Origin of the sequence: Sphingomonas sp. 35-24ZXX, assembly GCF_000786215.1 — a bacterium.
Taxonomy (GTDB): Bacteria; Pseudomonadota; Alphaproteobacteria; order Sphingomonadales; family Sphingomonadaceae; genus Blastomonas.
Genome location: NZ_JROG01000003.1, coordinates 618,661 through 631,361, shown reverse-complemented (window position 1 = coordinate 631,361; position 12,701 = coordinate 618,661). Strand labels below are relative to the sequence as shown.

Sequence of the window (12,701 nt, the reverse complement as noted above, 5' to 3'; positions counted from 1 at the left end):
ATCGAGGAGAATTCCCATGCGTGATGCAGTAATTGTTTCCACCGCCCGTACCCCGATCGGCAAGGCCTATCGCGGCGGCTTCAACGCCACCCCGTCGCCGACGCTGGCTGCCCATTCGATCCGTGCCGCTGTCGAGCGTGCCGGCATCGAAGGCGGTCAGGTTGATGATGTCGTCATGGGCGCTGCGCTCCAGCAGGGTGTCCAGCACACCATCGGCCGCACCGCCGCGCTGCGTGCCGGCCTGCCCGTCACCGTGGCAGGCATGTCGATCGATCGTCAGTGCTCGTCGGGCGTGATGTCGATCGCGACCGCTGCCAAGCAGATCATCGTTGATCGCATGGACATCGTCGTGGCCGGCGGCGTCGAGTCGATCTCGATGGTGCAGACCCCCGAAATGCGCGTCGCGCCCGATCCGGAACTGCTGGCAATGCACAACGATGTGTACATGCCGATGCTGCAGACCGCCGAAACCGTCGCCAAGCGCTACAACATCAGCCGCGATCGCCAGGACGAATATGCCTATCGCTCGCAGATGCGCACTGCAGCGGCCCAGGCAGCCGGCAAGTTCGACGACGAAATCATCCCCGTGAAGGCGAAGATGGCGTTCAAGAACAAGGAAACCGGCGAAGTCACGATGACCGACGTCGAAGTGACCAAGGACGAGGGCAACCGCGCCGACACCACGCTGGAAGGCCTGAAGGGTCTGCAGCCGGTGATGGGCCCGGGCATGAACATCACCGCAGGCAACGCCAGCCAGCTGTCCGATGGCGCCTCGTCGGTGGTGCTGATGGAAGCCAAGCTTGCCGAGCAGAAGGGCCTGCAGCCGCTGGGCCGCTATGTCGGCATGGCCGCCGCTGGCACCGAGCCTGACGAAATGGGCATCGGCCCGGTGTTCGCGGTGCCGCAGCTGCTCAAGCGCTTCGGCCTGAAGATGGACGATATCGGTCTGTGGGAGCTGAACGAGGCATTTGCCGTGCAGGTTCTCTATTGCCAGGACGTGCTGGGCATCCCTGACGAGCTGCTCAACGTCAATGGCGGCTCGATCTCGATCGGCCATCCCTATGGCATGACCGGCGCACGCTGCACCGGCCACGCGCTGATCGAAGGCAAGCGTCGCGGCGCGAAATATGTCGTCGTGACGATGTGCGTCGGCGGCGGCATGGGCGCAGCAGGCCTGTTCGAAGTCTTCTGATCTGGCCGATGAGGCTGACAACAGCCCGCCCTGGCTTGCGTGCCGGGGCGGGTTTTTGTTTGTGCTTTTGCAGATGCGCGGCAGGGAACGCGCCCGGCGGTCTGACGTAACCTGTCTGAGTGATACAGGAGCCACGTTATGACGCCCAATACCCCCCAATCGACCTCGGATACCCACGAAGCGCTGGATGCGTTCTGGAGCGCGCTGGAAAGCAGCCCGTTCCTGATGCTGGGGCTGCCCGCACAGGTGGCGCACAGCCAGCCGATGACGGCGCAGTTCGATGGTCGCCACGGACCGATCTGGTTCTACGGCTCGCGCTCCAGCCGTCTGGTCGAGGGACTGACGTCGACCAATGACGCGATGGCGCAATATGTCGGCGAAGGTCACAAGCTGTTCGCCTGCATCGCGGGCATGCTCACGATCGACAACAACCCGGCGATCATCGACAAGTTCTGGTCGAACGCGGTCGAGGCCTGGTACGAACAGGGCAAGTCCGATCCCGATCTGGTGATGCTCCGCTTCGATCCCAGCAGCATCGAGATCTGGCAGGCAGACATGACCCTGATGGGCAAGCTGAAGATGATGTTCGGCGGCACGATGTCGGCCAAGGATCTCGAAGGCAAGCACGTCGAAACCGCGCTCTGACCGCCTGAACGTCGCCGCCGTCTGCCCTATGCGTCCGGGCAGGCGGCGGACGTCGTTTGGTGCCCTCAGGGGAGGCTGATGCGGCCCCCGTCGAAGCGGAACCCGCCTGCGCGATCGGCCTGAAGCAGCGCCGGTCCGTCCAGATCGACCCAATCGGCGGTCTGCGCCAGATGGAACGCCGGGTGAATGCCCAGGCTCGTCGAGAGCATGCAGCCGACCATCGTCTTCAGTCCGCGCGCCTTGGCGGCTTCGCTCAGGCGCAACGCCTCGGTCAGGCCGCCAGCCTTGTCTAGCTTGATGTTCACCGCCTGGAACATTCCCGCCACCCGTTCGATGTCCTCTGCGACATGGCAGCTTTCATCGGCGCAGAACGGAAGTGCGCTGCGAACGCCTTCCAGATCGTCCTCGAAACCGGCTTCCACCGGCTGTTCGATCAGTTCGACGCCCAGCTTCTTCAGCGCACTGGTCATCTCGACCAGGTCAATGTCTTCCCAGGCTTCATTGGCATCGATGATCAGCCGCGCATCAGGAGCGCCGATGCGGACCGCAGCCACACGCAGCAGGTCATCCTCCCCATTCAGTTTGAGCTTGAGCAGTGGATACCCCTTGGCGGCGGCCTTGCGCGCATCGGCCTTCATGGTCTCGGGATCGTTGAGCGAAATCGTATAGGCCGTCACCAAAGGCCTGGGTTCGGGCAGGTTTGCCAGCTGCCAGAGCGGCTTTCCGCTGGCCTGCACCTCCAGATCCCACAAAGCCGCGTCGAGCGCATTGCGCGCTGCGCCCTCCATCATGGTCTTGAGCAGGTCCTCACGAGTCAGCGGACGGTTCTGCTTGGCGCGCATCTCGATCGCTTCTGCGCACAATTCGGCGGTTTCGCCCTCGTAATAGATCGGGGTGCCTTCGCCGCGTCCGACATGGGTGCCGTCCGTCACCTCGCAATAGACGACGTCAACCTCGGTCTTCGCGCCGCGAGAGATGATGAAGCTGCCATCCACGGCAAAGCGCTCGACGCGCACGGTCTTGAGAGTGATCATGCGCGCGTCGATACGAGGCACGAGCGGAGGCGGCAAGACCAAAGGCCGCCTCTCGCCCTGCTGTGCGACCAGTCGCTGCGGTCAGTTGTGTGCGAGAATCCAGTCCTCGACGACGGGTGCGATCCGCTCGCGCCATTTGCTGCCGTTGAAAATGCCGTAATGGCCGACGCTTTCGGCCATCAGATACTTTTTCCGGGTCTTGGGCAGCTTGGGCGTGAGCGTCAGAGCAGCGCGGGTCTGTCCCAGGCCGCTGATGTCGTCGCGTTCGCCCTCGATCGCCAGCAGCGCAATATCGGTGATCGCGCACGGATCGATTCGCTTGCCGCGATGCATGAACTCGCCCTTGGGCAAGCTGTGCGTCTGGAACACGTTCTCGACCGTCTGCAGATAGAATTCCGCGGTCATGTCGCAGACCGAACGATATTCGTCGTAGAAATCCTTGGTCGAATCGGCGCTCTCGCCGTCGCCATTTACCAGATGCTTGAACATCTCCCAGTGGCTCATCATGTGGTTGCCCAGGTTCATCGACATGAACCCGGTGAGCTGCATGAAGCCAGGGTACACCTTGCGGCCCGATCCTTTGTACTGGAACGGCACCTTGGCGATGACATTGTGCTCGAACCACGCCAGCGGGCGCTTCGTTGCCATGGTGTTGACCGCAGTCGGGGCCTCGCGCGTGTCGATCGGTCCGCCCATCATCGTCAGCGTCTTCGGGCGGCACGGATGCTTGTCGGCAGACATCAAGGCGGCGGCGGCAAAGCACGGCACCGACGGCTGGCATACCGCCAGCATGTGCGCGCCCGGGCCAATATGCTCAAGGAAGCCGACCAGATAGTCGATATAGTCGTCGAGATCGAACCGGCCTTCCTTCAGCGGCACATCGCGCGCATCGGCCCAATCGGTGATATAGACCTCGTGCCCCGGGATCATTCGCGCCACGGTGCCGCGCAGCAGGGTGGCATAATGGCCCGACATCGGCGCGACGATCAGCAGGCGCGGCGCATCCTTGGCCAGTTTTTCGTGCCGAAAGCGCAGCAGGTCGCCGAACGGCCGTTCGAGCACGACATCTTCCTGCACCGCACGTGGCGCACCGTCGATCTCGACCGTCTCGATGCCAAAAGCGGGCTTGCCTCGCGGTGCCGAGGCGTGCGCGAACACTTCCAGAGCCGAGGCCATGATCGGCTCGCCGCCGAAATAGGTCATGGGGTTGAGCGGGCTGTTGAGCATGTTGGCGCCCATGGTCGCAATGGCGCTGGCGCTCGAAAGGAACGAGCGTTGTAGTTCATAAGCGTGGTAAAGCATGTAATTCCCCTGCAAACCGCCGTGTCCGCTTGGTGCGGCTCTGTCCGGCAGCCTCTCGGCGGCCAATGTTGCGCTGCACCAACAAAAATACAAGCGATTAACGCGGCCTTCGCCTGGATGGTTGCCTGATGAAACGGTCTCACACCCGGGTTAATTCATCGGTTACAGGCCGTTAGGCAGATGTAAACTCAGCTTGCATTGCAGCCGTGCATGCAGGCGGCCATAGCCCCCAAAAGCGTTGAGTGGAGCCGGTAGGCCTGCTAGGCGCACAGGCATGGCGGACACACAATTTTCAGCAGCGGGCCCAGAGGCAGCGAACGATCCTGCAGGCGTGATCGCGCCTGAAGCCGATGCGGCTGCAACCGGCAAGGGCAAGCGGGGCAATCCGCGCCAGCTTGGCAATCTGGCAATGATCATGCGGTTCGCTTCGGCCTATCCGCGGCAGATGACCTTTGCGCTGCTGGCGCTGATCGTGGCCGCCGGCGCCACGCTCGCGATCCCCGCCGGGTTCAAGCTGGTGATCGACCGGGGCTTTGATTCCGGCGGCAGCACCGAGGATATTGGCCGCTGGTTCCGCTATCTGTTCATGATCACCGTGGTGCTGGGCATTTCGACCGCGCTGCGCTTCTATTTCGTCTCATGGCTGGGCGAGCGGGTGGTCGCCGATATCCGGCTGACCGTGCAGCGCAACCTGCTGCGTCTCGCGCCCAGCTTCTTCGAGACCAACCGGCCGTCCGAAATCGCCTCGCGCATGACATCGGACACCGCGATCGTCGAACAGGTCGTGGGCACCACGGTATCGGTGGCGCTGCGCAACATCGTCGTCGGCATCGGCGGCATCGCCTATCTGTTCTCGCTCGCGCCCAAGCTGACCGGCATGCTGCTGCTTGGCATCCCGGTGATCGTGCTCCCCATCGTGTTCATCGGGCGCAAGCTCGAGAAAGTGGCGCGCTCCAGCCAGGATCGCGTCGCCAATGTCGGCGCGACGACGACCGAAGTGCTCGCCGCGATGAAGATCGTCCAGGCCTTCGGACAGGAAGACCGCGAGGCCGCGCGTTTCGGCGCGGCGGTCGAATCGACCTTCGCCACCGCACGGCGGCGCATCACCCTGCGCGCCAGCTTGACCGCGGTGGTCATCACCCTGATTTTCGGCGCGATCACCATGATCATGTGGCAGGGTGCGGTTGATGTCATCGAGGGCCGGCTGTCGGGCGGCGACATTGCCGCGTTCGTGCTCACCGGCGGACTGGTTGCCGGAGCCTTCGGCGCGCTGACCGAAGTCTATGGCGACCTGCTGCGCGCAGGCGGGGCAGCCGGGCGGCTCAACGAGCTGCTCAACGAGCAGCCGGAAATCAAGGCGCCTGCCAATCCGATCGTGCTGCCGGTGCCCCCGCGCGGCCAGATCAGCTTCCAGAACGTCAGCTTTGCCTATCCGACACGGCCTGACACGCTGGCGCTCAAGGATTTCTCGCTTCAGGTCTCGCCCGGCGAAACCGTCGCGATCGTCGGGCCTTCGGGCGCGGGCAAATCGACGCTGTTCCAGCTCGCCCAGCGCTTCTACGACCCGCAGGCGGGATCGGTGCGGATCGATGGCGTGGCGTTGTCGTCCGCCGATCCCAAGGAAATCCGCCACCGCATGGCGTTCGTGCCGCAGGACAGCGTGCTGTTCGCGTCCAGCGCGCGCGACAACCTTCGCTATGGCAACTGGGCCGCAAGCGACGACGACATCTGGGAGGCAGCGCAGGCCGCCAATGCGGCCGAGTTCCTGCGCAAGCTGCCCGAAGGTCTGGACACCTATCTGGGTGAAGGCGGGGCACGGCTTTCGGGAGGCCAGCGTCAGCGCATCTCGATCGCGCGCGCGCTGCTGCGCAACGCGCCGATCCTGCTGCTTGACGAGGCGACCTCGGCACTCGACGCCGAAAGTGAAAAGCTGGTGCAGACCGCGCTGGAGCGGCTGATGCAGGGGCGGACGACATTGGTGATCGCGCACCGGCTGGCGACGATCCGCTCGGCAGACAGGATTGTGGTGATGAGCGACGGAGCGATCGTCGAGGAAGGCACGCACGACCAGCTGGCAGGCCGCAACGGCCTGTATGCACGCCTTTCCAGCCTGCAGTTCACCGAAGGCCCGCTGGCCGCCGAGTAAGGCGCATGGGCAGGGCATTGCGTGGTCGGATGGCCCGTTCGAGGCAGATGCCATGCTGACGCGGGCGCTTGCGCTGCTGTCGCTGCTGTTCTTCCTGGGGACCGGCGCGTTCGTGGCGGATTCGCAGATCCCCGCCAACACCAGTCAGCAGATCACGCTCAGGCGTCCGCTCGACCTGCCCCGGCTGCCGCATGCCATCGGTGACGGCGAACTGGTGCTGATCGGCGGGTGGGAGCTCGACAGCGACAACAGCGACTTTGGCGGATTTTCCGCTCTGCATGCCGTGGGGCAGGGGCGTCTGCTGGCGCTGAGCGATGCTGCGATCCTTGCAGGCCTCACGGTCACCGGCATGGGGCTGGCTGCCGACAGCTTTATCGCGCCACTGCCCGTGCGCAAGGGCGAGCGCAGCACCAAGAACGATCAGGATTCCGAAAGCCTGACCCACGATCCGGTCTCGGGCCGCTACTGGATCGGGTTCGAACAGCGCCACCGCATCCGCCGCTATTCGCCAGGCTTTGCGCGCGCCGAGGCGACGGGCAAGCCCGCAGCAATGCAGGGCTGGCCCAAGAACGGCGGGGCAGAGGCGCTGGTCCGTCGTTCAGACGGCAGTTTCGTCGTTTTTTCGGAGTCGCGCTCGGTGCGGCGCGGGGTGACCATCGGGCTGATCTACAAGGACGATCCTGTTCAGCGGGATGCCAGGGCCGAGGCCTTTGCCTATCAGCCGCCCCAGGGCTACCGGATTACCGATGTCGCCGCATTGCCCGATGGGCGGCTGCTGGCGCTGCACCGGCGGTTCAACTTCGTCGAAGGCGTCAGCGCCAAGATCGGCATCATCGCAGCCGGATCGGTGCGGCCTCGGGCTCTGGTGCGCCCGCGCATCATCGCCACGCTGAAACCGCCGTTTCCAACTGACAACATGGAGGGCATCGCCATCGATTCCGAGCGAGGACGGACGATAGTCTGGGTGATTTCGGACGACAATTACCTGAACGTCCAGCGCACATTGCTGCTCAAGTTTGTGCTCAACCAGCGGGCCGCTTCGCGACAACCTTGATTTCGGTCCTGGCCGCTTCGAGATAGAGGCGGCTGACCTGGACCGCGGTCCATGCAGGGTAGGGCGCGGTCAGAAACTGCTTCTGCACCTCGGACATCACCGCCACCTGCGGTTCGATCTCAGTGTGGAAGCTGGTGATGTCGACGACATCGTCCCAGCTGGCGCCGGCGCGCGTCAGAATGGCGCCGATGCGGCGATAGGCGCGTTCATAGGCGGCCGTGTCGGCCTCGGGGCCGACGACGATTCCCGAAAGATAGATGGTGCCATCGGCCAGGATGACGGCATCGCTGAAGCCCGCGCTTTGCTGGAAAGCGCGCTCGTGCGGATCATCCGAATAGAGAATTTGCGCCGATGCGCGCGTTCCCGCCACTGTAGGCTGGGAAGCAACTGCCAGCGCACTTGCCAGAAGCAAGGTGCGCTGGAAGGGCATGATCAGGCAGCAGTCTTGTGCAGTTCGCGCTTGATCTTGGCAGCGCGGGCCGACAGCTTTTCTTCGCTGGTCTTGAGCAGCCAGTTGTCGAGGCCGCCGACATGTTCGACCGAGCGCAGGCCAGCGGTCGAAACGCGAAGCTTGAAGCTGCGATCGAGCTTTTCGCTCATCAGCGTGACGTTCTGCAGGTTGGGCAGAAAGACGCGCTTGGTCTTGTTGTTGGCGTGGGACACATTGTGGCCGACCATCCGGCCCTTGCCGGTCAGTTCGCAGATACGCGACATGATAAAGAATCCTGATGCAATAGGTTTGCGATGAAGAACGGCGCGGTTAGCGTCTGAGTGCGCTGAAGTCAACCGCCTGCTGTTCCGTGTGCCCCGCTTTCGCCTGAAATGGCTGGCAGGGCAAGCGCAATCTGGTTAGGCGAGGGGGCATGACGCTCGATCATGCCCGCCATTTCGCCGCTCAGGCGCTCGATCTTGCCCGACAGGCAGCGCAATTGGGCGAGGTGCCGGTGGGGGCGATCGTCGTCCACCAGGGGCGCGTGATCGGGACGGGGCATAACCAGCCGCGCGCGCTGCACGACCCCACGGCCCATGCCGAGATCATGGCCATCCGCTCGGCCTGCGCTGCGCTCGGCACCGACCGGTTGATCGGGTGCGAGCTGTGGGTGACGCTGGAGCCATGTGCGATGTGTGCTGGGGCGATTGCGCATGCCCGCATTGCGCGGCTGCATTATGCCGCCAGCGACCCCAAGGGCGGCGCCGTCGAACATGGACCGCGGCTGTTCCAGCAGCCGACGGTGCTGCACAAGCCGGAAGTCTATGCAGGCGTGGGCGAGGACGAGGCCGCGGCGTTGTTGAGGGAATTTTTCGCCCAGCGTCGCTGACCGTCGGCGCGCCCGGTGCTCAGATCGCGGGAGGGTTGGCAACCAGCCGCAGCAGGCTGCCGTCCAGATCGATCAGATAGCCGATGCGTTCGCCCGAGGGTTCGACCTTGGGGCGATGGAGGCGGGGGGCACCCTCGGTGTCTTCGGCAATCTGGGCAGACACGGCCTGATCGACCAAAGCATCGAGATCGTCGAGCCTGAGGCAGCAACTGAACCAGCTGGTCGCCGGTTCGAGGTCGGGGTGCAGGAAGAATTCCAGCGTCATTCCGCCGCGGGAGAGGATCAGCCACCCGTCATCCCGCCACTCGCGCTCAAAACCCAGCCGGGCATAGAAATGCTCGGTCAGGTCAAAGTCGCGCGAGGGCAGGTTCGGGGTGGCGTGATCCATCGATCAGTGGACGAACCGCGCCACGACATCGCGATAGCTGCGCGACACCTTTACCTGTGCGCCCGATTCCAGTACCAGGAAGCATTCGCCATTGGTATGCGGCTTGACCTGACGGACCAGCCCCAGATTGACGATGGTCGAACGATGAACGCGCTGGAAGTTGCGCGGATCGAGCCGCTTTTCCAGATCCTTCATCGTCTCGCGCAGGATCAGCGAATTGTCGCCGGTGTAGATGCACATATAGTCACCCGCCGCATCGATCCGCTCGATGGTATCGACATCCACGCGGAAGATCTGGCCGCGGTCCTTGATGTTGATCAGCTTCTCGTAGCGGTTGGAAGCAGCACCTTCGTCCTCTTCACCCAGGTCGAGCGCCTCGACGGCATCGGGGGCGACCTCGTTGAGCACATTCATCAGCTTGACCGCTTCTTCGCGGCCCTTCTTGTCGCGAATGCGCTCGCGGATGCGATCGATGGCATCGGCCAGGCGGACGTCCTCGACCGGCTTGAGCAGATAATCGACGGCCTGGGCTTCGAACGCCTTGATCGCGTGTTCGGAATAGGCAGTGCAGAACACCACCAGCGGTGGTTCGATATCCATGATGCCCTGGACGACCGAAAAGCCGTCAAAACCCGGCATCTGGATGTCGAGGAAGATCAGGTCCGGCTTCAGCGTCTTGATCTTGCGGATCGCTTCGCGCCCGTTGAGGCAGGTGTCGATGATTTCGATGTCTTCAAACTTTTCCAGCCGGAGCTGCATTCCCTGAATGGCGAGTTTCTCGTCATCGATCAGGATGGTGCGGATGGTCATGCCTGTAATTGCCTTTGTTCGCGTGTTTCAAACGGAATTTCGATAATCACGCTATAGCCGCCCCCGGGTGATGATCGTGTCTCAAACCGGTGATTGTCTTCATATGCCTGGGACAGTCTGTCCCTGATATTCGCCAGCCCGACCCCGGTTGACGCATTGGCGGTTGTGCCCTGCTTCTTCAATCCAGGCCCTGTGTCGGTCACGGTGATACGCAGCAAGGGTCCGATGAGTTGCGCCGAGATGGTGATATCGGCCCCGTCTTCTTTTGGCGTTACGGCATATTTTATGGCGTTCTCGACCAGCGGTTGCAAGAGCAGCGATGGCAGCAGCGCATTGGCCGCATTCGGCTCGATCTCGAAATGCGCGCGCAGCCGCTCTTCGAACCGCATCTTCTCGATGTCGAGATACAGTTTCAGCGTCTCGACCTCCTGCGCCAGCGTGACCCGCGCGGTCGGCTCGTTGGCCAGCGTGTAGCGCAGGAACGACGACAGACGCGACAGCATCGCATTGGCCGGTTCGGTCTGTTTCAGCAGCACCAGGGTCGAAATGCTGTTCAAAGTGTTGAACAGGAAGTGCGGGTTGAGCTGATAGCGCAGCATCGCCAGCTGCGCGCTGGTTGCCTGGTTCTCCAGCCGCAACATCTGGTCCTGCTGTTCCTCGATCCGCAGGAAGAAGTTGATCGCGTAATAGAGCGCCGACCAGGCGCCGAGCAGCGTGAGATCGAGATAGAAGGCGCCCAGCAGGATCGCGGTGAAGTTGCTGTCGGTGCCGGGGCGGTACAGCGTCGCGACCCAGGCATCGACAAAGGCATACAGGCCAGATCCGGTGAGCAGCACGATCAGCGTCACGCCCCAGGTGACCAGTGGCTTGCGGTCGATCAGCGTCTGATAGATCACGCTCATCACCAGCGAGACCGAATAACCAGTGATCGTGGCGATGATGATCGGCACCAGGAACGAGATCGGCTGGCCGTTGGCGAGCCCCGAAATGCCGCGCAGCGCGAGCGCGCCTGCCCACCCCAAGGTCTGCAGGTTCCAGAAGGCCCGGTTCTTGTTGGCAAAGAACGGTGTCGGCTTGAAGGGCAGCATCGCCATGATGAAACCGGGCTTAGCCCGATTTGTGCCCTGACCCCACAATTTTTTGCATCCAGCGCGGTGCTGGGTTACGCTCGCGATCAAGACCAACGAGAGGATCCGCCGCATGACCACCGACACCCTGGCGCCCGAGGAGCGGGCAAAGTTCACCGCCATGACCAATGGCACGCAGGAAGACTGGGCGATCATCGCGGGCCAGTATCGCGAGTTTGCCGGTGGCCTGGCGGACCGGGTGCTGGCGCATCTGCGGCTGCTCGATGGCGATTTCGGCGGTTTTCCGATCGATCGGCTGCAGCACAGCCTGCAGACCGCGACGCGCGCGCACCGCGACGGCCGCGACGAGGCCTATGTCGTGATGGCGCTGCTCCACGACATCGGCGACACGCTGGGCAGTTTCAACCATCCCGATGTGGCCGCCGCGATCATCAAGCCGTTCGTGTCCGAGGAGGTCCACTGGATATGCGCCAACCATGGGGCGTTCCAGGGCTATTACTACTTCCACTATATCGGCGGCGATCGCGACGTGCGCGAGAACTTCCGCGACAATCCGCATTTCGACGCCTGCGCGGAGTTCTGCGAGAAGTACGACCAGTCCGCGTTCGACCCGGAATATCAAAGCGAGCCGCTGGAATTCTTCGAGCCGATGGTGCGCCGGGTGATGGCGCGGCCGATCAACTCGATGTACGCAAGGGTGGCAGAGCAGGCCTGACAGCAAAAAGCCCTCCTCGCCGGGGAGGGCTCCGTTGCGACCATTGGTCTGGTTTGGGATTATCGGGCCGAGTTTTCCGCGTACAGCCCATCCACCGCCTTGCTGACGAGGATGTTCACCGCCACGCGGCGGTTCTGCGCCTTGCCTTCCTCGGTCATGTTGTCCGCCACCGGATCGGCTTCGGCCATGCCGGCTGGGGTCAGCATGCGATAGGGCTTCCATTTGCAGACCTGCTGCAGATAGTTGATCACGCTGGCGGCGCGCTTTTCGCTCAGCGTCTGGTTGAACTCTTCGTCACCATCGGCATCGGTATAGCCTACGACCAGCATCAGCGCGTTGTCCATCTGCTCGGCGGACCCAGCAGCGGCGCACAGCTGTGCCTTGGACTCGTCGGTCAGCTTGGCCTGTGCGGTATCGAAATAGACGTTGGTGGTGGCCTTGACGTTATACTGGTCGATGTCGCCCATCCGCCCGCGCAGCGCTTCGGTCGCGGCCGACCGCTCGGCAAACTGCTGCGAGGTTCCGGTGCGGATCATCGAGGCGGTCTTGAAATCGGTGTTCTTGAAGGTGATCTGGCTGGCGAGCAGCGTTTCGCCTGACTGCAGCGTCTTGATCGTCAGCGGCAGGCCGTTGAGCAGAGCGCCGGTATCCAGGGTCGTGCGGCTGGCACCGAACAGTCCGCCGGTCGCCCGAACGCGGGTCTGCTCGTTGACATAAAGCACGGTGCGCGCACCATCGGCGGTCTGGACCTGAATGCGGTCCCCCTGACGCGCGGTGAGCACGCCCTTGATCTCGGGACCTTCGCTCATCGTGGCAGGGTCGGGCAGGGCCTGAACCTCATTGGTGACGTCCGCGCGCAGCGGCGCGGCCTGCTGTGCGATGGCAACGGTCGATGCCGACAGGGCCAGTACGGTCGCCAGCATTCGGACGCTGGGCGTGGAAACAGGGAAGCGCATGCAGATACTCCTTCAGGATGGGGGGAAATTGGCCCGTTCTTCCCGGAGACCG

Annotated in this window: 14 protein-coding genes; 6 read left to right on the top strand and 8 right to left on the bottom strand. The window is 63.3% G+C overall.

Annotated elements, in window-relative coordinates; translation table 11 throughout:
• The first annotated feature begins 16 nt into the window (after positions 1-16).
• Entirely contained in the window at positions 17-1,192 is a 1,176-nt protein-coding gene (locus tag LI72_RS05725; protein WP_017671465.1) for an acetyl-CoA C-acyltransferase, read from the top strand.
• A 138-nt stretch (positions 1,193-1,330) separates the two neighbouring features.
• Positions 1,331-1,837 carry a pyridoxamine 5'-phosphate oxidase family protein gene (locus LI72_RS05720; protein ID WP_052129533.1) on the top strand — a complete coding sequence of 169 codons (507 nt, stop codon included), beginning with the start codon at positions 1,331-1,333 and terminating at the stop codon, positions 1,835-1,837.
• A 65-nt stretch (positions 1,838-1,902) separates the two neighbouring features.
• Here LI72_RS05720 and dgcA read toward each other — a convergent pair whose 3' ends face one another.
• Together dgcA and LI72_RS05710 are read right to left on the bottom strand one after the other, a co-directional pair.
• Complete coding sequence (gene dgcA, locus LI72_RS05715; RefSeq protein ID WP_033924835.1) at positions 1,903-2,871, bottom strand: N-acetyl-D-Glu racemase DgcA; 969 nt, start codon at positions 2,869-2,871, stop codon at positions 1,903-1,905.
• Between the two features lie 81 nt (positions 2,872-2,952).
• Positions 2,953-4,173 (bottom strand): polyhydroxyalkanoate depolymerase, encoded by a 1,221-nt coding sequence (locus LI72_RS05710; protein ID WP_033924834.1) that lies wholly within the window; start codon positions 4,171-4,173, stop codon positions 2,953-2,955.
• Positions 4,174-4,447: 274 nt separating this feature from the next.
• Here LI72_RS05710 and LI72_RS05705 point away from each other — a divergent pair, with 274 nt between their 5' ends.
• Positions 4,448-6,319, top strand: coding sequence for an ABC transporter transmembrane domain-containing protein (locus LI72_RS05705; protein ID WP_197051830.1), 1,872 nt, complete (start codon positions 4,448-4,450; stop codon positions 6,317-6,319).
• Positions 6,320-6,371: 52 nt separating this feature from the next.
• Positions 6,372-7,373 carry an esterase-like activity of phytase family protein gene (locus LI72_RS05700; RefSeq protein WP_052129532.1) on the top strand — a complete coding sequence of 334 codons (1,002 nt, stop codon included), beginning with the start codon at positions 6,372-6,374 and terminating at the stop codon, positions 7,371-7,373.
• Here the strand turns inward: LI72_RS05700 and LI72_RS05695 are convergent.
• Positions 7,342-7,743 carry a Rid family hydrolase gene (locus LI72_RS05695; RefSeq protein WP_197051829.1) on the bottom strand — a complete coding sequence of 134 codons (402 nt, stop codon included), beginning with the start codon at positions 7,741-7,743 and terminating at the stop codon, positions 7,342-7,344. The genes LI72_RS05700 and LI72_RS05695 overlap by 32 nt on opposite strands.
• A gap of 62 nt (positions 7,744-7,805) precedes the next feature.
• On the bottom strand, positions 7,806-8,087 hold the full coding sequence (rpmB, locus tag LI72_RS05690; RefSeq protein WP_033924832.1) for a 50S ribosomal protein L28: 282 nt from the start codon (positions 8,085-8,087) through the stop codon (positions 7,806-7,808).
• A gap of 149 nt (positions 8,088-8,236) precedes the next feature.
• On the opposite strand from rpmB, the gene tadA reads away from it, so the two are divergent.
• The gene (tadA, locus tag LI72_RS05685) at positions 8,237-8,692 is read left to right on the top strand and encodes a tRNA adenosine(34) deaminase TadA (protein ID WP_033924831.1); all 456 of its coding nucleotides are present in this window, start codon (positions 8,237-8,239) and stop codon (positions 8,690-8,692) included.
• Positions 8,693-8,711: 19 nt separating this feature from the next.
• Here the strand turns inward: tadA and LI72_RS05680 are convergent, their stop codons facing one another.
• Genes LI72_RS05680 through LI72_RS05670 form a run of 3 tightly spaced genes read right to left on the bottom strand, consistent with a single transcriptional unit; the run spans position 8,712 to position 10,984 of the window.
• On the bottom strand, positions 8,712-9,080 hold the full coding sequence (locus LI72_RS05680) for a bleomycin resistance protein (protein WP_033924830.1): 369 nt from the start codon (positions 9,078-9,080) through the stop codon (positions 8,712-8,714).
• Positions 9,081-9,083: 3 nt separating this feature from the next.
• Entirely contained in the window at positions 9,084-9,890 is an 807-nt protein-coding gene (locus tag LI72_RS05675; protein ID WP_033924829.1) for a LytR/AlgR family response regulator transcription factor, read from the bottom strand.
• The gene (locus LI72_RS05670) at positions 9,887-10,984 is read right to left on the bottom strand and encodes a sensor histidine kinase (RefSeq protein ID WP_033924828.1); all 1,098 of its coding nucleotides are present in this window, start codon (positions 10,982-10,984) and stop codon (positions 9,887-9,889) included. The genes LI72_RS05675 and LI72_RS05670 overlap by 4 nt, the downstream gene beginning before the upstream one ends.
• Positions 10,985-11,090: 106 nt before the next feature.
• On the opposite strand from LI72_RS05670, the gene LI72_RS05665 reads away from it, so the two are divergent.
• A complete protein-coding gene (locus LI72_RS05665; RefSeq protein ID WP_033925341.1) occupies positions 11,091-11,693 on the top strand; it encodes an HD domain-containing protein in 603 nt (200 codons plus the stop codon).
• Between the two features lie 59 nt (positions 11,694-11,752).
• On the opposite strand, the gene LI72_RS05660 is transcribed toward LI72_RS05665, so the two are convergent.
• Entirely contained in the window at positions 11,753-12,649 is an 897-nt protein-coding gene (locus LI72_RS05660; RefSeq protein ID WP_033924827.1) for an OmpA family protein, read from the bottom strand.
• Between the last annotated feature and the right edge of the window lie 52 nt (positions 12,650-12,701).